Raw genomic sequence first — 19153 nt, 5'->3', positions numbered from 1 at the left:
GTGCCATGGGCTTTCTGACTGCTGCGCACCTGCAATTCCTGCTCGACGGCCTGCTGTGGACCGTGGGGCTCTCCCTCATCGCCTTCGCGGGCGGCGGCCTGCTGGGCTTCCTGGTCGCGCTGGGCTCGTCCTACGGTCCGCGCTGGTCGCGCTTCGGGGTGGGGCTGTACATCAAGCTGATCCAGGGCACGCCGCTCTTGGTGCTGCTGCCGCTGGCCTACTTCGGTCTGCCGGCCATGGGCCTGAACATCGCGCCGCTCACCGCGGCGGGCCTGGCGCTGTCGATCTACGTGTCGGCCTACCTGGGCGAAATCTGGCGCGGCTGCATCGAATCAGTGCCCCGCACCCAGGCCGAGGCCGCCGAATGCCTGGCCCTGCGCTGGCGCCAGCGCGTGTGGCACGTCATCCTGCCGCAGGCCGTGAAGATCGCCACCCCGCCCACCGTGGGCTTCATGGTGCAGATCGTCAAGAACACCTCGCTGGCCTCGGCCATCGGTTTCGTGGAGCTGGCCCGCGCGGGCCAGATCATCAACAACTCCACCTTCGAGCCCTTCGTCATCTTCGTGATCGTGGCGGCCCTGTACTTCGCCCTGTGTTATCCGCTGTCGGTGCTCAGCCGCCGCCTGGAAAGGAGCTTCCATGTCGCCCATCGTTGAAATCCAGAACATCTCCAAGTGCTTCGGCAGCAACCGGGTGCTCGAAGACGTCTCCTTCACCGTCAAGAAGGGCTCGGTCGTGGCCATCATCGGCCAAAGCGGCTCGGGCAAGAGCACGGCGCTGCGCTGCATCGACCGCCTGGAAACCGTGGACTCCGGCCACATCCGCGTGTGCGGCCACGAGGTGACCGGCGCCAGCCTGGACCTGCACCAGCTGCGCCGCGACGTGGGCATCGTGTTCCAGAGCTACAACCTGTTCCCCCACCTCACGGTGCAAGAGAACATCATGCTGGCCCCGCGCCTGGTGCAAAAGGTCAACAAGGCCACGGCGCGCGAGCGTGCGCTTGCCGTGCTGGCCCAGGTGGGCCTGTCCGAAAAGGCCGACATGTACCCCTCGCAGCTCTCGGGCGGGCAGCAGCAGCGCGTGGCCATCGCCCGCTCGCTGGCCATGCAGCCCCAGCTCATGCTGTTCGACGAAGTCACCTCGGCGCTCGACCCGCAACTCACCGGCGAAGTGCTGCGCGTGATGGAAAAGCTGGCAGCCGACGGCATGACCATGATCCTCGTCACGCACGAAATGGCCTTCGCCCGCAAGGTGGCCGACGAGGTCATCTTCATGCACAAGGGCCGCGTGTGGGAGCAGGGGCCACCCTCCATCCTCGATACGCCCGCCACAACGGAGTTGCGCGACTTCGTCGGCAATGGCCTTTGATCCTTTCCCTTTCTCTCAACACCACAACGGAGACAAATCCATGAACAAGCGTTCCCTTCTGATCCGCAGCGCCATCGCATCCGCCGCGCTGCTGGCCTTTGGCGCCGGCACGGCCCATGCCGACCTGCTCAAGGACATCCGCGATGCCAAGAAGATCCGCATCGCGCTGGACACGGGATCGCCACCTTATGGCTTCGTCGACGCCAACATGAAGGCCGTGGGCTCCGACGTGGAAACCGCCCACCTGCTGGCGCAGGACCTGGGCGTGGCCATCGAAGTGGTGCAGACCACCAGCCCCAACCGCATCCCCTTCCTGCAGACCGGCAAGGCCGACATCGTGGTCGCCTCGCTGTCCGTGACGCCCGAGCGCGAGAAGGTCGTCGACTTCTCCGTGCCCTACGCCCAGATCCTGGCCGTGGTCGCCGGCCCCAAGGGCGTGCAGATCAACGGCTTTGACGACCTCAAGGGCAAGCGCGTGGCCACCACCCGCGGCTCCAACAACGACAAGGTCGTGACCACCGGCGCCAAGGACGCACAGATCGTGCGCTACGACGACGATGCCACCCTGGTCACCGCAGCCGTCAGCGGCCAGGCCGACATCATCGCCACCTCGCCTGCCATCGTGAGCACCGTGCTCGCCAAGGCCCCGCAAAAGGACATGGTCACCAAGTTCACCATGTCCACCGTGCCCCTGGGCATCGGCCTGCGCAAGAACGAGCCCGAACTCAAGGCCTGGCTCAACGACTGGATCACCAAGAACACTGCCAACGGCAAGCTGCCGGCCATCTACAAAAAGTACCACGGCAACTGAGAGCGGCTAACAAAACTCTTCTGGCGTCGTTGCTGCGTCTTGTCGTACTAACCGTACTGCCTGCGACGCAGCGCCTAGCCAGAACCGCTTCGCTGAGTTTTGTTATCCGCTCCAAGCCACGCCGCGGACTTCGCTGCCCCCTTCACCCGCTACTACCCCTGGAACCACCATGCTGACCGTGATCTGTGAAACCCCTGGCACCCTGCGCGCCGAGCAACGCGAGCGCCCCGTGCGCGGCGAAGGCGAAGTGCTGCTGCGCGTCAAGCGCGTGGGGGTGTGCGGCACCGACCTGCACATCTTCACCGGCAACCAGCCGTTCCTGCAGTACCCGCGCGTGATGGGGCATGAACTCTCGGGCGTGATCGAAGAGCCCGTGCCCGGCGGCCGCCTGGCCAAGGGCGACGTGGCCTACGTCATGCCCTACCTGTCCTGCGGCACCTGTGTGGCCTGCCGCCAGGGCAAGACCAACTGCTGCGTCAACATCCAGGTGCTGGGTGTGCACCGCGACGGCGCCTTCACCGAATACCTCTCGCTGCCCGAAGCCTTCGTGCACAAGGCCGAGGGCGTCACCCTCGACCAGGCCGCCATGGTGGAGTTCCTCGCCATCGGCGCGCACGCCGTGCGCCGCGGCAACGTGCAGCCCGGCCAGCGCGTGCTGGTGGTGGGCGCCGGCCCCATCGGCATGGCCGCCATGATCTTCGCCCGCCTGCGCGGCGCCGAGGTCACCGCCATCGACGGCCGCCAGGACCGCGTGGACTTCTGCCGCCGCGAACTGGGCGTGACCCACGCCGTGACGCTGGGCGAAGGCGATGTGGACCAGCTCTCCAAGGTCACCAATGGCGAGTTCTTCGACCAGGTGTTCGACGCCACCGGCAACGCCAAGGCCATCGAACGCGGCTTCGGCTTCGTGGCGCACGGCGGCACCTATGTGCTGATCTCGGTGGTGCGCGACACCATCACCTTCTCCGACCCCGAATTCCACAAGCGCGAGACCACGCTGCTGGGCAGCCGCAACGCCACCACCGAAGACTTCGAAACCGTGATCGCCGCCATGCGCGAGGGCAAGGTGCCCACCGCCGCGCTCAACACCCACCGCATGGCGCTGGCCGATGTGCCGGCCGACTTCCAGCAGTTGCTCGACCCCGCCCGCGGCGTCGTCAAGGCCATCGTCGAAGTCTGATCCGCATATGACCCAGCCCATCCTCCAGTTCGGCACCAGCCGCTTCCTGCAGGCCCACGTGGACCTGTTCGTCTCCGAGGCGCTGGCCGGGGTGGCGGGCACGGGCGACGCGCTGGGCGGCATCACCGTGGTGCAGACCACCGACCGTGCCGACGGCGCCGCCCGCATCGCGGCGCTGGCCGCCGGCGGCGGCTACCCCGTGCGCATCCGCGGCCTGTCGGGTGGCGAGCGCGTCGACCGCACCGTGCAGTGCCTGGCCGTCAAAGAGGCCTGGCAGGCATCCACCCACTGGGCCGAGCTCCAGGCCGCCGTGGCCGGCAAGGTGCGCGTCATCGTCTCCAACACCGCCGACAAGGGCTACCTGCTCGACGAGCGCGACGGCCCCGGCGCGCTGGTGCCAGGCGCTGCCGTGCCGCACAGCTTTCCCGCCAAGCTGCTGGTGCTGCTGCACGGCCGCTGGCAGGCCGCCCCTGCGGCCGAACTGACCCTGCTGCCCTGCGAGCTGATCGAGCGCAACGGCGAAGTGCTGCGCGACGTGGTGCTGGGCCTGGCGCGCCAATGGCAGCTGCCCGTGGAGTTCACGAACTGGCTGCAGGCCCACTGCGTGTGGGCCAGCTCGCTGGTGGACCGCATCGTCTCCGAAGCCATCGAGCCCGTGGGCGCCGTGGCCGAGCCCTATGCCGTGTGGGTGCTGGAGCGCCAGGCGCGCCTGCAATTGCCCTGCACGCACCCCAGCATCGTGCTCACCGACGACCTGGCGTTCTACGAACGCCTCAAACTCTTCTTGCTCAACGCCGCCCACACCTTCCTGGCCGAGCGCTGGCAGCGTGACGGCCACCCCGCCACCCTCACGGTGCGCGAAGCCATGGCCGACCCCGCCCTGCGCGCCGAGGTCGAGGCGCTGTGGAGCGAAGAGATCCTGCCCGTCTTCAGCACCCTGGGCGTGGCCGCGCGTGCGCAGGCCGACGCTTATTTGGTGGACGTGCGCGAGCGCTTCGAGAACCCCTTTCTCGACCACCGCATCGCCGACATCGCCCAGAACCACGCGCAGAAGAAAGAACGCCGCCTGGGCCCCATCGTCGCGCTGGCCGAAAAGAAGGCACCCCACCTGGCCCAGCCGCGCCTGAAAGCGGCCCTGGCCTCCTCCTGAACAACGACGAACCGCAACGGCCCCCGCGCCGTGCGGCCCCGACGATGAACACCGCAACCACCCCCACTCCCCCCCTGGCCCTGCAGCTGAGCACGGCCGACAACGTGGCCGTGGCCCGCCAGGCGCTGGCCGCCGGCACCACGCTGCAGGTTGGCGGCCACAGCGTCACGCTGGCCGAGCCCATTGCCTCGGGCCACAAGTTCGCGCTGCTGCCCATTGCGGCCGGCGCCCAGGTGCTCAAGTACGGCCAGGGCATCGGCATTGCCACGGCGGCCATCGCCCCCGGCCAGCACGTGCACGTGCACAACGTGGGCATGGCCGAGTCCGTGCACGAGCATGCGGCCGGCGCAGGCTACCGCGCCACGCCCCAAGCCGCGCAGGCCCGCACCTTCGACGGCTATGTGCGCAGCGATGGCCGCGTGGCCACGCGCAACTACCTGGGCGTCATCGCCAGCGTCAACTGCTCGGCCACCGTGTGCCGCCACATTGCCGACGCCTTCAAGGGCGAGGCCCTGGCGGCCTTCCCCAATGTGGACGGCGTGGTCGCCATCACCCACGGCAGCGGCTGCGGCATGGGCGGCAACGGCGAAGGGCTGGAACTGCTGCAGCGCACCCTGCGCGGCTACGCCAACCACCCCAACTTCGCGGGCGTGCTCGTCATCGGCCTGGGTTGCGAGGTGAACCAGATCGCCCCGCTGGTCGAAACGCTGACTGCGCGCTCGCCCGGCATGTTCGCCACCCTCACCATCCAGGACGAAGGCGGCACGCGCGAGACCATTGCCGCCGGCAAGGATATTTTGGCTGGCATGCTGCAGCAGGCCAACCAGGCGCGGCGCCAGGCCGTGCCCCTGTCGCACCTGGCCGTGGGCCTGCAGTGCGGCGGGTCCGACGGCTACTCCGGCATCAGCGCCAACCCTGCGCTGGGCGCGGCGGTGGATTTGCTGGTGCAGCACGGCGGCACCGCCATCCTGTCCGAAACGCCCGAGATCTATGGTGCCGAGCATTTGCTTACCCACCGCGCGGCATCGCCCGCCGTGGCCGACAAGCTGCTCAAGCGCCTGGCCTGGTGGGAGGGCTATGCCGCCCTGCACGGCGGCGATTTGAACAACAACCCATCTCCCGGCAACAAGGCCGGCGGCATCACCACCATCCTCGAAAAATCGCTGGGTGCCGTGGCCAAGGCCGGCTCCACCGGCCTCATGGACGTGCTCGAATACGCCGAGCCCGTGCGCAGCCACGGCCTGGTGTTCATGGACACGCCGGGCTACGACCCCGTGTCCGCCACCGGCCAGGTGGCCGGCGGCGCCAACCTCATCTGCTTTACCACCGGGCGCGGCTCCACATACGGCTGCAAGCCCACGCCCTCGCTCAAGCTGGCCACCAACACGCCCATGTTCACGCGCATGTCGCTCGACATGGACTTTGACTGCGGCGGCATCGTGGACGGCCGCGAAAGCATTGCCGAAGCCGGCCAGGCCCTGTTCGAGCTGATGATCGCCACCGCCTCGGGCCAGCGCAGCAAGAGCGAAGACAACGGCCTGGGCGACAACGAATTTTTGCCCTGGCAACTGGGCGCGGTGATGTGACGATGATGACGACGACTACCCAGCAAGACCTGCCGCCCCTCGACGCGCTCACCGTCGGCGAGCCCATGGCCCTGTTCATGGCCCTGCAGCCCGGCGAGCTGCACGCCGTGCCCGACTTCCGCCGCGTCGCCGCCGGGGCTGAGCTGAACGTCGCCACCGGCCTGGCCCGCCTGGGCCTGCGCACCGGCTACATCACACGCCTGGGCAATGATTCGTTCGGCAACTTCCTGCGCGGCGTGCTCGCGCACGAAGGCATCGACGCCCGCTACGTGGTGGCCGACGCAGCCCACCCCACGGGCTTCATGCTCAAGACCCGTGCAGACGACGGCAGCGACCCGCAGATCGAATACTTCCGCAAGGGCTCGGCCGCCAGCCACCTCAGCGTGGCCGATGCACCCGTAGGGGCCTTCCCCGCACGCCACCTGCACCTCACCGGCATCACCCCCGCGCTGTCACCCACCACGCGCGAGCTGGCCTTTCACCTGGCAAAGCAGGCCCGCGCGGCCGGCGCCTCCATCTCGTTCGACCCCAACCTGCGCCCCCGCCTGTGGCCCTCGCCCGAGGCCATGGCCGAATGCATCAACGCCGTGGCCGCGCTCAGCGACACCGTGCTCCCCGGCCTGGCCGAAGGCCGCCAGCTCACCGGCCGCCACACGGCCGAAGACATTGCCGCTTTTTACTTGGAGCGCGGCGCCAAACAGGTCGTCGTCAAGCTCGGCCCTGAAGGGGCGTACTACGCCCAGCGCGACGGCGCATCGGGCATCGCCCCCGGCCTGCGTGTAGAGCGCGTGGTGGATACCGTGGGCGCTGGTGATGGGTTTGCGGTGGGTGTCGTCAGTGGCCTGCTCGAAGGCTTCACCCTGGCCCAGGCGGCGGCCCGTGGCAACGCGATTGGCGCGCGCGTGGTGCAGTTTCCGGGGGATGCGGATGGATTGCCTACGAGGGCGGAGTTGGGGTGAGGTGGGAGCTGGCCAGGGTGAGTGACGGCTAGAGACGGCGGACATTCGAGTTCGCTTCTCCAAACGGCTGCTTGGCGTCCAAGTTGTCGTTCGCCGGGTTAGAAGGCGTGCTGGTTCAAGCGTGGCGGCATCCAGCGAGTTGCAGCTGGCTGCCCACTCGACGCTGGGCAAAGCCAATTCACCATCCCCCTTGAGCGCCCCCGCAGTCGGCGCACAGCGATGTGCCGGCCGTCCAGCACGATCTGGCTGGCGATGCTACCGCCGGGCATCGCACGCCGCGTGGCATCCGGCAAGCCCTTGAGGCCGCACAGCGCAACACGGTCAGCCTGCATCAAGGCGCCCAGCACCTTCTGACCCGCATCGGTGCGCTGGCCCAGAAAGGAGTGGTGTACGTTGCGCAGAACGTCCTGCACAGGCAACCAGGCAACGAGATATACACTTGAGCAGTTGGCAGCGCCCGCAGCGCGGGCTTCGTGCGAGACTTCATCTCGGTGGTTCCCTTCTTTGGTTGCAAAAGGCCTTGGATGCGCTCATCCAGGCAGGAGGAACGTCCACCTTCAGCTCACGCGTTCAACAGACTGTAGGACATCGCCTAACAGGGCATAAGTAGGATATTGGTCAGAAGAAGCCCACGGGTACTGCGCTCAAGCTCCTGCACTTGGTGAGGAAGCGCGGCATCGAGGTAGTGGCCTGATGACCGCCTCTAGAGGGAACTAAGAGATGTCGTCTTTATCGCCAGTCGCTGGTGGGCGCGCTACTCAGGCTGGAATGAGCTTTCAGGCTGGTGTCAGCGTATGGTTCGCTGCTCATCTGCTCAGCCGAACACCCATCGGTACTCGGTTCGGGCAGAGAAGAGACGCCGTAGTAGAACGTCTTCAGTTTGAGACGGGCCGGAATCTCGATGACATCGAAGTTCAACTCTCAGATGGAAGTCTGGTCAGTGTCCAGTGCAAAACCAACGTAGCGCTATCAAGTGCCGACGAGTCGGCACTGGCATCCGTAATCAAGCAGCTGACGGGTCTGTATCGGACCGTGTCGGCTATGCGGGAGGTCGCAACGGGCGTGCTGGCCGTATCGAAGAGTGCGCCAGCGTCGCTTGATGATCTACATCGGGCCTGCCGAATGTTTGATGTTGGCGGCACCTGGGCAGAGGTCTACGAACAGGTCAATAAAAGTGAACGCGGCGCGCTCGATATCTTCCGTCAGCATGCCACGCGTTCATGGGCAAATGCGTCGGTCGATCCGCTGTCGGACGCGGTACTGGCAGGCATGGCCCGCATGTTCCGCTTGGTGCGTTTTGAAATCGAACCAGGTGGGGCGGATTGGCGCGAGGCGGCGGCGAGGTTGCAAGGTGGGCTCTACGGGGACGCAGTAACCAGCGAGACCGCGATGGTGGAACTCGAGCGCATCGCCCACGACCTGATCCGAAAAGGGGCGCCCTCCGACAGAGAGGGCTGGCTTCGTTCCGTTCGGAAGGCGGGAGTCGAAGACCGACAGTCGCCCGGGTACGATGCTGACATCGGACGGCTTCGGCAATGGACCGCGGCAGAGCTGGCACGGCTGAAGCGGCATGCCATGCTGGCGGGCGATGCCGAGATTCCACGTAAGTGTCTGGAGGCTTTAGACGACGCCATCGCCAACGGAAGCCTGTTGGTTGTCGGTGAGCCAGGTGCAGGAAAGACCGGTGTCTTGGTGCGCTACGCGAGGGAGTTGTTTGCCAGCGGAGCGCCAACGGTGTTCCTTTCGGTAGATGACCTAGCCGCAACCACGGACGCCCTCGCGCTTCGACGAGCGCTAGACATCGAGAACGACCTTCTTGATGTGCTGGGCGCATGGCCCGGAACCTCACCGGCTGTCTTGGTGATCGACGCGCTGGATGCATCAAGAGGCGGTGCATCTGAGGCAGTCTTTGCAAGACTGATCGAAGGCGTAGTTAACAAGCTCGGTGAGCGATGGTCCGTTGTTGCCTCTATCCGCACATTTGATCTGCTGCACGGGAAGCGCTTGCGTGCGCTTATGCAGGGAACGCCCCCGGATGACGAATATGCCGAGCCCGGCCTTGAGTCCGTCCGCCATTTCTCGATTCCGCGGCTCGTCGATTCCGAACTGACCTTCATTGGCGAGGCGAACCCCACACTTGGCCGACTGCTATCCGCGGCGCCCGCATCCATTCGGGAATTGCTGAGAAACGTTTTCAATCTATCACTGGCCGCCGAGCTGGTCACGGGAGGCTTGGCACCTGAGGCAATTCAAGGAGTCATCAGTCAGAGCCAGCTGATTTCGCGATACGAGGATGAGCGGCTCAGCAATCATCGATTGCGACGCGCGGCAAAGGAGGTAGTGGGCGAGATGGCGCGGCAAGAACGCCTGGTGGTTCGGCAGGACCGAATCCAGAACGATGCACTGGATGAAGCCATCGCTACCGGAGTTCTCGTGCAGGCGCCGCATGACCGAGTCTCTTTTGCGCACCATGTCCTGTTTGACCATGCTGTCGGTCGCTTCTACCTTGACTTGGATGACGCAGCCGCGCTCACGGCGCAGGTTGCTGGGCAGCCGGCTATCGGTTTACTACTCGGTCCAGGCTTTCGGTTCGCCATGATGGACAAGTGGGAAACAGGGATAGCAGGCAAGGGGGCCGCATGGCAGCTAGCCGCAGACCTGGCTTCTCGCGATGACATGGACCCCGTGCTAGGCAGCATTGCCCTTCGGACAGTAGTCGACAGTGTGCAGACGCTCGAAGACGTGCAGCCACTCTTGGCCATCATGGGCGACCGCAGTCGTCGGGCTCAGGCGGGGCATGTGCTTTCAAGAGCGTCGAGGTTTGTGAGAGTAGGTCTTCTCGCGCACACCAATGCGGACGTCGCAATGCTCGCCTGGGCAGAGGCCGCGCGCGGCGCGGCATTGACTGGCGCTAAGGAGCACCTCGACGGGGTACGAATCCTTCTGTTGACTCTGATGGAGAAAGGCAACTTCGATGACGCAGGCTTCGCTGCTGCCTTCGGTGCTGCTGCGCGCGCGATGCTCGCAACGATCTGGTCTGACGAGAGTCAGTCGGGATACTCGAGCAACGCAATCCGATTCGTAGCTCGCGCATTTGAATCCGATCCCGCAGCTTCGGAAAGGCTCTTGGAACGCGTAATCTCCGAGCCTCACTTCTCCACCCACGCATCACAGGAGGCACCCTGGCTTGCCGAAGGCGCGCGCTACATGCTGTGTACCGCACCGGCATTTGTGGAACGAATCTATGCCAGACTATTTGGCAAAGAGTCCCCGCAGGAGGGCGACACCTTTCTCGGCGGCAGCCCGAGCAAAATCCTGCCGCTTGTATCAAATCACAAGCAGGACTATGAACATGCTCGCTGGCACCTAGAGCAAGTTTTGCCGGAATTCCTGGAGGCCTCCCCGGAGCACGCTACTCGGGCGGTGAGTAGCTGCGCCATTGGACTGACAGCGGAAGAACAGGGGGGCGAAAAAGATGGATTGACGCGTGTGACAGTGCAAGGGGCCACAGACGCGATCACCATCATCGAGGACAGTTTCTCGATGGAAGAGTGGCGAGAACCAGAGAGGCATGAGAGCACCGAGAGGAGTGCGCTGAGGGTGCTCACAGACTACCTTCGGGCCTGCCCTGACGACGACTTCCGCCGTTGCACTGATGCTGCTATTGGCGCGCCGGTATCTTCTTCGGTCGTTGCGCGCTTGTTCGGGATTGCCGCTGAGCGCCTGGGCGTTGCTGACGAAAGGCTGTGGCCTATCGCGACAGACGATGAAGTCTTGCTTAGCTGGCATCTGTCGCGTGACGCCATCGCCTACATCGCAGCTGCTCTGCCCACGAGGTCTGCGGATCAGCGAGTTTTGTTTGAGAGGCGGCTTCTTGAGCGAGTCCGAAGTTCGGATGAAGATACAAAGAAGCAATGGGAGTACCGCGCGCGGCGACTCCTGTCATTAGTCGAGCCTAGCAACCTGCTTGTGCCGGATCTTGCCGCGTATCAGGCTGAGCTGGCAGAGCAGGGAGATCTCACCGGTAACCCTGCATACATATCGATATCGACTGGATGGTCAGGCAGCGATGAAGACATCGTTGACTCTCTGTTGCGCAGTCAAGGAGTTGACACACACGCTGGCCCAGATGGGACAGTTATGGAAGCGGTACGATTGCTGAAGCAGCGTCTTAAGGCCAACGGCGAAAGTACCGATCAGGCAGGTGTCACAACGATGTGGGCGCACATACAGAACGTTGTCACACTGATCGACCAGCAAGCCGGTGTCACGGCAAAGGCTGAGACTCTTCATGCGGCTTGGGGCTATGTGAGCAACGGCGCTGTGCAGATTGCCGAGAGCGACGCTTACAAGCCAGGAGCAGAAGGAAATCCGTCAAGGGATGAGCTGCTGGCGTTGCTGGATCGCTTGTCGGAGAATCCGTACCCGGAAGCTTCAGGCGAACATACAGGAACCATGGGCTGGGGGAACTGGGATGTTCGCGTGTACGCCGCTCAAGGCTACATGGCGCTGGCACGTAAGGGGCTGGACGCCGCCTTCGAGCCAAGGTTCCGCAAGATGCTTAGGGATCCTGTCCCGACCGTTCGCCACCAGATTAGCTGCGCGCTGAACACGCTATGGGACGTGGCAAGGCCCACGATGTGGGAGCTAATGGATTACGTAGCCGAGCACGAAGACCATCCCGAAGTTCTTGCGTTCTTTGTCGGTGGGCCGATGAGGCGGATGATCGGTGCGGAACAGGAGCGATGTGCTTCCATCGTCTCCAAGGTTCTCAGAGCGGCCGAGGAAAATGCGATAGCAAGGGAAGAAGGGCGGAGCGAACTCGCGGAAGCGGTTGCGGGTATAGCCGCTCACTTGTGGTTAGGCGGAGGTCATGCCACTGCGAAGCAATGGATAGATGGCTGGATCGCCAATCTTACGGTCGGCCACAGATTCGTGGGACGGCTGATCTCTGAACTTAGAGCGCCGCTGTTCCTGAAATGGGACGAAAGGATCGAGGTAGACCGCGCCGCGGCGATTCAGAACAGATCGCGAGAACTTCTCGCTGCGATCGTAGATGCCGAGATCGCCAGTCTGAACGAGGCAGATGCTTTGCTTCGTGAAGGCCAAAAGGAACTTGGTGTGCCACTCTACCGTCGCAGCGGTCGGCAACTTGAGCAGGCGGCAAATCAGCTTTATTTCGGTTCCGGTGCTTCTTCTGCGACTCGCGGCAACTCGAATTCCTCTAACAGCTTGAGTGATCGGCATCGTAAGGCCGAGTTTATCGCTGAGTATGGCGACATACTTCAAAAGATCGGGGACACAGGAATCTCCTTGATCGTCTATCACTTGGTCGAGTTGTATGAGTTCCTGGCGGAAGCTGCGCCGGAAGCAGTCTTCGATCGAGTCGCGGCGTTACTGATTGGGCCAGCCGCTGGCGACGGATATCAGTTCGAAAGTCTTGCCGAGACCGCGCTGGTCCGCCTGGTGCAGATGTACTTGGCCGACTACCGATCAGTGTTTGCCGACAACGCGCGGCGAGAACAGTTGGTGAAGGTGCTTGAATTGTTCTCCCGGGCCGGTGCACCGGAAGCGCTGCGTCTGCTGTATGAACTGCCGGATCTGTTGCGATGAGCGCCCTTGCCGAAATACAGCGAGTAGGAAGGGCACTTGCTGATTGCTTTGGCGCATTCAACCGGCAAGAGCAAGTTCTTCGCGAAGAACTTGCTCTTGCTCAACAAGGCGCATCAGCCCAGGCGAACGGCCTTCTGGAGAGAAGGACACGGCGCTTTCTTGTCGATGGATTTCTGCGCGCTTTAGGCTGGGATGCTGATGATCCGACGGCGATTCGAGAAGAGGCTCGATCATCGTCGAGCACAGGCGATCCGCTGTACTTCGACTATCTTGGATTTGCTGGTAGTGTTCGCGCACCGGTCCTAATCGTGGAAGCAAAGGGCGCCGATATAGACGCCCCTAAACCGAGGAAGGGCGCGGTCCTAAGTTCGTTGGAGACGGCGAGGCTCCTCGCGAAGGAAATTGCGATCAAGAAGGGGGCAACCGGCTCGTCCGGCGTCACGGCGGAATGGCGAGGCTACCTCGAGGACCTTCGAACCTATGTCCAGTCTCTTGACGCTGCCGGAAGGTCCACCCTTCGCCGTGTCGTCATTACAACCGGAAAGTGGCTGGTGGTCTTCGATGATCCCATGGCAACTTTTGTCGCCGACGGTTTGCCGGATGCAAACAGCATTCACTTCTTTTCCAGCATGGAGAGCATGCAGACGGAAGTCGAGCAAATCTACTTATTGCTTCATCGGCGATGCCTGGTAGACGACATTCCGCTCACAACCTCGGTGGCGGATGCGCTTCGCTGGATGCAGAGCGACCATGTAGATGGATACCTCCGAGCGGTGCTTGTGGCCACCACCAAGAGTGGTGCCAGAAAGCGGTCATACCCCACCCGATCCATTTATCCCGCGCTAGCGATTGAAACCGGAGGGCGAGTGTTTGTGGTCGTTGACTACGACACACCCGCAGTCGAGGAGAAGATGGATGTCGATGACATCAGCTATCTTCTTCAGGCTATACAGGTGAAAGGCAGTGCCTTGGAGTCGCGAATGCGCAGCGTGATAGGGGCCGCTGCGACGTCAAAGTCGCTGGTCGCCTTTGCTGGCCTGGCTACTTCTCCAACTGACACATTGATGCGCGAGCGAGTGACGGTCGAAGCGGGCTCTAGTGCGGCGCGTTCTGGTGCCGATCCCCAAGTGAAGCGCTTCGTTGATACTACCGGCGAGGTGGGAGTAGAGAGTGAGTTTGTGATCGTCACGGGCGAGGCGTGGTTCTACAAGCTCAATGAACCGCTAGGCCCTGAATGCACATATCACCTTTGGCGCACGGCAAAGGATGGTGGCGTGACCTCCGACCAGGTTCCAATGTCATATACATCCGAGTCCTTCACGCAAGACGCTCAGGTCCGGCACTGCGCCCATGGAGATCATCGGGCAGTGCGTGATCATCGCTGTCAACTGGATGGCATCGAGACTCATCTGTGCTGTCGGGCTTGTGTGTTCGAGCAAGTGTGTTGGGGAAGCGATCGGTCGCCCCTCCCTTGTCCGGCGATTCAGCTGAGCACGGTTGCAGTGCTGGGGCCGGCCGCGTTGTAGGGTTATCGATCGTCATCGTCCCACGTCCGCCGGGGACTCCACCAGCCTGCGGCTAGCGCGCATCCTGCTGTTGGTACACCCTCTACCTTTGACATTAATGCAGGTCGGAGTCGTCGAGCTGAATGACTGCTTGCTTCCGTCTAGCGACGTACACCGCGAAGTACCGAGGGTAGGAAGACGCTGCAAAGCAGGTATTCAGAACGTTGCGTAGAAATTAGTCCTCTTACCGCAAGCGTGTTGTTGGAGATTAGCGCCACATCGCTCCAGCCGTGGTATTCCGCACGCCCCAAGCTACCTAGCCCCCACACACCCTTCCCCCATCCCCGCCATCCCAGCCAACTTCTGCAAACTCGACCGCTTCTCCAAACACGCCTTGTACTCCGCCTCCCGCACCTTCTCCTGCGCCAGTTGCGCAGCACGCGCACGCTCGGCCTGCAGCTGAGCTATCCGTTCGCGGATCTGCGGCATGGCGGCCAAGGCGGCCTTTTCGCCTTCCAGAATGGCGCTGGCGCGCTGGGCGAAATCGGCGGGGCCGATGTCCAGCACCTGGGGGCGGATCACCACGTCGGCGCGGGCCAGTTCGGCCTCGCCCAGCTTCTGGCCCATGATGGCGATGGACTGGCCCAGGGTGCCCAGCATGTCGCCGGGGGTTTTGCCACGGGCCTTGTTCGAGATGTCCACGGCCACCACCACGTCGGCGCCCAGCTGGCGCGCGGCGTCCACGGGCACGGGGCTCACGATGCCGCCGTCCACAAAGTGGTACTTGCCAATGGTGACGGGCTGGAACACACCCGGCACGCTGCTCGATGCGCGCACGGCCTGGCCGGTGTTGCCGCGGGCGAACACGGTGCGCTCACCATCCTCCAGGCGCGTGGCCACGGCCACGAAGGGCTTGGCCATCTGCTCCAGGGTCTTGCGGCCCACCTGTTCGTTGACGTAGTCCTCGAGCTTCTTGCCCACCACCAGCCCGCCGGACGAGAGTTGCAGGTCGCGGATCTTGGCTTCGTCCAGCGCCACGGCCTTTTCCTGCATGTCAAAGGCGTTCATGCCGCTGGCGTACAGCGCACCCACCACGGCGCCCGCGCTGGTGCCCGAGACGACGGCGGGGGCATAGCCATTGGCCTCCAGCATCTTGATCACACCGATGTGCGCAAAGCCCTTGGCTGCGCCGCCGCCCAGGGCAATGCCGACCTTGATGGGGGCGGGCGCTGCGGCTGGGGTGGTGGGGGTTGCAGGCGCTGCTGCGGGTTGGTTGGGGGCCGTGCCGCCCCCGCATGCGGACAGGCCTGCCACGGCGAGTGCAAGCGCCAGGGGGCGCAGAAAGGTGTGCTGGCGCATGCCGAAAGATCCTGTGGTTACAGGGCGGCGAGTATATCGGCGGGTGCTTTCCGGCGTTGCCGCCAGGGTTGGCCGGCGCGGCTTGGCTCAGCGCCAGAAGTCTTTATGCAGTGCCGTGATCTCGTCTTCCAGCGCCGGCACGGGGCCCAGCACCTCGGTGGCGCGCTGGCCGGCGGCAAATACCGTGCGGCAGGGCAGGTCCAGCGTGGGGTTCTCGGGGTGGTCGCCGGTCAGTGCCTTCAGGGCCGATTCCTCGGCGCCGTACAGCACGCGGCCGATGCCGGCCCAGTAGATGGTGCCGGCGCACATGGCGCAGGGCTCGAAGGTGGTCACCAGCGTGCACTGCGCCAGGTAGGCCCCGGGGTAGTTGGCCGCTGCCGTGCGCGCCAGCGTGCTCTCGGCATGGTTCACGGTGTCGATGTTGCCCTGCTCGGCCAGCACGGTTTCGCCATCGGGCGCCACCAGCAGGGCGCCGAAAGGGTGGCGGCCCATGCCCATGGCGCGCTGCGCCACGGCGTTGGCGCGGCGCAGCAGGGTGGCGGTTTGGGCTTCGCCCAACGGCGCGGGGTTATTCACCCTGGGATCCACGGTGGGCCCAGCCGGTGGTGCGTTTCTCGACCCAGCTGAACAGCTCGTACATCACCATGGCCATGGCGCCCACCACCATCAGGCCGGCAAAGGCCAGGCCCATCTGCATGGACGAGCCCGCGCTGATCAGCAGGTAGCCGATGCCCTCGTTCGCGGCGGTCATCTCCGACACGGTGGTGCCCACAAAGGCCAGGGTAATGGCCACCTTGAGCGAGCCGTAGAAATACGGCATGGAGCGCGGCAGGCCCACCTTGGTGAGCACGTCCCAGCGCTTGGCGCCCAGCACGCGCAGCACGTCTTCCAGCTCGGGCTCCAGCGTGGCCAGGCCGGTGGCGATGTTCACCATGATCGGGAAGAAGCTGATGAGAAAAGCCGTGAGAATGGCCGGCCCCACGCCAATGCCGAACCACACCACCAGAATGGGCACGAAGGCGGCCTTGGGCAGGGCGTTGAAGGCCGTCATCAGCGGGTACACGGCGGCATACGCCAGGCGCGATGATCCGATCAAAAAGCCCAGCAGCACACCCACCACGATGGCCAGGCCAAAGCCCGCCATGGTGACCCAGAAGGTGCGCCAGGCATGGCCGGCGATGACGCCGCCAAACTCCACCAGCTGCGAGCCGATGGCCCAGGGGCTGGGGAAGATGAATTCCGACACATTGAACGCCGAGCAGATGATCTGCCACAGCAAGACAATGGCGACGAGCAGGATCCAGGGGGACCAGCGTTCCGCAGTTTTCTTGTGCATGGTGTTTCTGGATGCTTGTCTATTGCTGGATGGGCGCGCCGCTCTTGCGCATGGCGCCAATGTGTCCGCGCAGCTCGTGCACGATGTCGGTGAACTCCTTGGTGTAGGTGATCTCCAGGTCGCGCGGGCGGGGCAGCTCGATGTCGCGGCGCACCACGAAGCGGCCGGGGCTCTTGCTCATCACGTACACCGTGTCGGCCAGAAAGACCGATTCGCGCAGGTCGTGCGTCACCAGAATCACGTTGAATTTCTGCTCGGCCTGCAGGTCGCGCAGAATGCACCAGAGTTCTTCGCGCGTGAAGGCATCGAGCGCACCAAAGGGCTCGTCCAGCAGCAGCATCTTGGGCTCGTGGATCAGCGCGCGGCAGATGCTGGCGCGCTGCTGCATGCCGCCCGACAGCTGCCAGGGGAACTTGTCTTCGTACCCGCCCAGGCCCACCTTCTGCAGCAGGGCGCGGGCGCGGGCCTCGTATTCCTTGCGCTTTTGCTTGAACTGGCTGCGGTGGGGCTCCACGATCTCCAGCGGCAGCAGCACGTTGTCCACCGTGGTGCGCCAGGGCAGCAGCGAGGGCGCCTGGAAGGCCATGCCCGAGATCTTGAGCGGCCCGGTCACGGGCTTGCTGTCGATCAGAATCTTGCCCATCGAGGGCATCTTCAGGCCCGTGGCCAGCTTCATGAAGGTCGATTTGCCGCAGCCCGACGGGCCCACGATGGCGATGAACTCGCCCTGGCGGATCTGCAGGTCGATGGCCTCGACGGCAAAGTGGTTCTTGGCGAGCAGCTCTTCGTTGTACGCGAGCCAGACATCGCGGAAGTCCACGAAATAGGAATCGGCAGCCGTCATTGGGTGGTGTTCTTGTGGGCTGGGCCTGCCTGCCCATCAGTCAAGGCGGGCAGGGCAGGCGGTTCTAGGGGAATGCAAGGCTTCGGCCAGCAGCAGCGGCTTGCCGCCGCTGGCCGTGGAGGTCCATCAACCAATCACTTTTTCGGCAGGATGTTCAGCTCGGCTGCGGGGGGCAAAAAGCTGTCGGTCCACACGTCGTCGGCCTTCACACGGGTCTTGGTGTTGAAGGCGTCGGACACCTGCGATGCCATCAGCGACAGGCGGCCAGGCACGGCCTTGCCAAAGCCTTCGGCGCGCGCGTCGGGGCTGTTGATCACGGTGTCGATGGCCAGTTGCAGGCGGCGCGTTTCCAGCGGCACGTTGACGATGCCATCGCGCGCCTTCACATGCTCGATGGAGGCAGCGGGGTTGGCCATGACTTCCTTGGCGCCCTTGGTGAAGGCCTTGAGGAAGGACTTGATCGCCTCGGGGTTCTCCTTGATGAGCTTGGGCGAGGCGATGATCACGTTGCCGTACAGCTTCACGCCGAAGTCGGCGTAGGGCAGCACCACCACGTCGGTGGCCTTGGCGCCGCGTGCCTCCAGGTTCAGCAGCGAGGTGAAAGTGAAGCCGGTGATGGCGTCCACATCGCCGCGCACCAGCATGGTTTCGCGCAGTGGCGGGTCCATGGCGGTCCACTGCACGTTGCCCACGCTGTTGGCCTTCTGGAAGATGGGGAAGGCGCGGCGGCCGGCGTCGAACACCGGGGCGCCCAGCTTCTTGCCTGCCAGGTCGGCCGGCTTGGTGATGCCGCTCTTCTTGAGCGCCATGACCGAGGCGGGCGTGTTGTTGTATACCATCATCACCGCCACAGGCTTGTTCTGCGCGTCGGGGTTGTTGGCGTGGAATTCCATCACCGCGGCCAGGTCGGCAAAGCCCATGTCGTAGGTGCCCGAGGCCACGCGCTGCACGGCGCCGCCCGAGCCGTTGCCGGCGTCCACCGTCACGTCCAGGCCGGCGGCCTTGAAGTAGCCCTTGGCCACGGGCTGCAGGAACAGGGCGGCGGGGCCTTCGAAGCGCCAGTCGAGCTGGAACTTGATGGGCGTGGTGGCCTGAGCCTGGGCAGCCAGGGAGAAACCGCCAGCGGCGGCCAGCAGCACAGCGGCTTGCAGGAGGGTACGTTTGTTCATGCTTGGGTTCCTGTCAGTGGGTGGCAGAGGACGGCGGGGCGGTGCGCAAGCACCGCCGCTGTGCCATGCAGGGGAATCAGCAAAAACGATGCCCGGTTTCAGACTCACGGGGCCGTTTTGTGGACTATTGTTCGCCACATTGGTGCATGCCGGACTGCAGGTTTTCCCGAAATGGTGCACCAGGCGTGTATGCCACCGTGGCACACCACGTATTCACCACAGGGGTGCGGGATTGGGAAAAAACCTGCCCCCGCAAAAGCGTGCCGGTGGTAC

The 19153-nt window shown here is 64.2% G+C and carries 14 protein-coding genes; 9 read left to right on the top strand and 5 right to left on the bottom strand.

Annotated elements, in window-relative coordinates; translation table 11 throughout:
• Positions 1-5: 5 nt before the first annotated feature.
• The 9 genes from HNP48_RS10690 to HNP48_RS10650 all read left to right on the top strand — a co-directional run bounded on the left by HNP48_RS10690 (position 6) and on the right by HNP48_RS10650 (position 14193).
• The gene (locus HNP48_RS10690) at positions 6-656 is read left to right on the top strand and encodes an amino acid ABC transporter permease (RefSeq protein ID WP_184856894.1); all 651 of its coding nucleotides are present in this window, start codon (positions 6-8) and stop codon (positions 654-656) included.
• Entirely contained in the window at positions 640-1368 is a 729-nt protein-coding gene (locus HNP48_RS10685; protein ID WP_184856893.1) for an amino acid ABC transporter ATP-binding protein, read from the top strand. Before HNP48_RS10690 ends, HNP48_RS10685 begins: the two co-directional genes overlap by 17 nt.
• 40 nt (positions 1369-1408) lie before the next feature.
• Positions 1409-2179, top strand: coding sequence for a transporter substrate-binding domain-containing protein (locus HNP48_RS10680; protein ID WP_184856892.1), 771 nt, complete (start codon positions 1409-1411; stop codon positions 2177-2179).
• 169 nt (positions 2180-2348) lie between these two features.
• The gene (locus HNP48_RS10675; RefSeq protein ID WP_184856891.1) at positions 2349-3359 is read left to right on the top strand and encodes a zinc-binding alcohol dehydrogenase family protein; all 1011 of its coding nucleotides are present in this window, start codon (positions 2349-2351) and stop codon (positions 3357-3359) included.
• Positions 3360-3366: 7 nt separating this feature from the next.
• The gene (locus tag HNP48_RS10670) at positions 3367-4509 is read left to right on the top strand and encodes a mannitol dehydrogenase family protein (protein ID WP_184856890.1); all 1143 of its coding nucleotides are present in this window, start codon (positions 3367-3369) and stop codon (positions 4507-4509) included.
• Between the two features lie 44 nt (positions 4510-4553).
• Positions 4554-6095, top strand: coding sequence for a UxaA family hydrolase (locus HNP48_RS10665; protein ID WP_184856889.1), 1542 nt, complete (start codon positions 4554-4556; stop codon positions 6093-6095).
• A 5-nt stretch (positions 6096-6100) separates the two neighbouring features.
• Positions 6101-7054 carry a sugar kinase gene (locus HNP48_RS10660; RefSeq protein ID WP_184856888.1) on the top strand — a complete coding sequence of 318 codons (954 nt, stop codon included), beginning with the start codon at positions 6101-6103 and terminating at the stop codon, positions 7052-7054.
• 768 nt (positions 7055-7822) lie between these two features.
• Positions 7823-12667: an ATP-binding protein gene (locus HNP48_RS10655; RefSeq protein WP_184856887.1), complete on the top strand. Its 4845-nt coding sequence runs from the start codon at positions 7823-7825 to the stop codon at positions 12665-12667.
• A complete protein-coding gene (locus HNP48_RS10650) occupies positions 12664-14193 on the top strand; it encodes a hypothetical protein (RefSeq protein ID WP_184856886.1) in 1530 nt (509 codons plus the stop codon). The genes HNP48_RS10655 and HNP48_RS10650 overlap by 4 nt, the downstream gene beginning before the upstream one ends.
• Positions 14194-14484: 291 nt before the next feature.
• Here the strand turns inward: HNP48_RS10650 and HNP48_RS10645 are convergent, their stop codons facing one another.
• The 5 genes from HNP48_RS10645 to HNP48_RS10625 all read right to left on the bottom strand — a co-directional run bounded on the left by HNP48_RS10645 (position 14485) and on the right by HNP48_RS10625 (position 18880).
• Entirely contained in the window at positions 14485-15531 is a 1047-nt protein-coding gene (locus HNP48_RS10645; RefSeq protein ID WP_184856885.1) for a patatin-like phospholipase family protein, read from the bottom strand.
• An 87-nt stretch (positions 15532-15618) separates the two neighbouring features.
• Complete coding sequence (locus HNP48_RS10640) at positions 15619-16089, bottom strand: nucleoside deaminase (RefSeq protein ID WP_221480163.1); 471 nt, start codon at positions 16087-16089, stop codon at positions 15619-15621.
• A 10-nt stretch (positions 16090-16099) separates the two neighbouring features.
• Positions 16100-16867, bottom strand: a complete 768-nt coding sequence (locus HNP48_RS10635; protein ID WP_184856883.1) for an ABC transporter permease — start codon at positions 16865-16867, stop codon at positions 16100-16102.
• A gap of 19 nt (positions 16868-16886) precedes the next feature.
• Complete coding sequence (locus HNP48_RS10630) at positions 16887-17711, bottom strand: ABC transporter ATP-binding protein (protein WP_184856882.1); 825 nt, start codon at positions 17709-17711, stop codon at positions 16887-16889.
• A 134-nt stretch (positions 17712-17845) separates the two neighbouring features.
• A complete protein-coding gene (locus HNP48_RS10625; RefSeq protein WP_184856881.1) occupies positions 17846-18880 on the bottom strand; it encodes an ABC transporter substrate-binding protein in 1035 nt (344 codons plus the stop codon).
• Positions 18881-19153 lie beyond the last annotated feature (273 nt).

The sequence above is a fragment of the Acidovorax soli genome (assembly GCF_014207955.1).
Lineage (GTDB): Bacteria > Pseudomonadota > Gammaproteobacteria > Burkholderiales > Burkholderiaceae_C > Acidovorax > Acidovorax soli_A.
Note: the sequence above shows the minus strand (reverse complement) of the source record. Positions and strands in the feature narration are given on the sequence as shown.

What these genes read in the sequence shown, in the direction of transcription:
- HNP48_RS10690 (WP_184856894.1), top strand. Translation starts at nt 6, where the DNA reads ATGGGCTTTCTGACTGCTGCGCACCTGCAATTCCTGCTCGACGGCCTG.
- HNP48_RS10685 (WP_184856893.1), top strand. Translation starts at nt 640, where the DNA reads ATGTCGCCCATCGTTGAAATCCAGAACATCTCCAAGTGCTTCGGCAGC.
- HNP48_RS10680 (WP_184856892.1), top strand. Translation starts at nt 1,409, where the DNA reads ATGAACAAGCGTTCCCTTCTGATCCGCAGCGCCATCGCATCCGCCGCG.
- HNP48_RS10675 (WP_184856891.1), top strand. Translation starts at nt 2,349, where the DNA reads ATGCTGACCGTGATCTGTGAAACCCCTGGCACCCTGCGCGCCGAGCAA.
- HNP48_RS10670 (WP_184856890.1), top strand. Translation starts at nt 3,367, where the DNA reads ATGACCCAGCCCATCCTCCAGTTCGGCACCAGCCGCTTCCTGCAGGCC.
- HNP48_RS10665 (WP_184856889.1), top strand. Translation starts at nt 4,554, where the DNA reads ATGAACACCGCAACCACCCCCACTCCCCCCCTGGCCCTGCAGCTGAGC.
- HNP48_RS10660 (WP_184856888.1), top strand. Translation starts at nt 6,101, where the DNA reads ATGACGACGACTACCCAGCAAGACCTGCCGCCCCTCGACGCGCTCACC.
- HNP48_RS10655 (WP_184856887.1), top strand. Translation starts at nt 7,823, where the DNA reads ATGAGCTTTCAGGCTGGTGTCAGCGTATGGTTCGCTGCTCATCTGCTC.
- HNP48_RS10650 (WP_184856886.1), top strand. Translation starts at nt 12,664, where the DNA reads ATGAGCGCCCTTGCCGAAATACAGCGAGTAGGAAGGGCACTTGCTGAT.
- HNP48_RS10645 (WP_184856885.1), bottom strand. Translation starts at nt 15,531, where the DNA reads ATGCGCCAGCACACCTTTCTGCGCCCCCTGGCGCTTGCACTCGCCGTG.
- HNP48_RS10635 (WP_184856883.1), bottom strand. Translation starts at nt 16,867, where the DNA reads ATGCACAAGAAAACTGCGGAACGCTGGTCCCCCTGGATCCTGCTCGTC.
- HNP48_RS10630 (WP_184856882.1), bottom strand. Translation starts at nt 17,711, where the DNA reads ATGACGGCTGCCGATTCCTATTTCGTGGACTTCCGCGATGTCTGGCTC.
- HNP48_RS10625 (WP_184856881.1), bottom strand. Translation starts at nt 18,880, where the DNA reads ATGAACAAACGTACCCTCCTGCAAGCCGCTGTGCTGCTGGCCGCCGCT.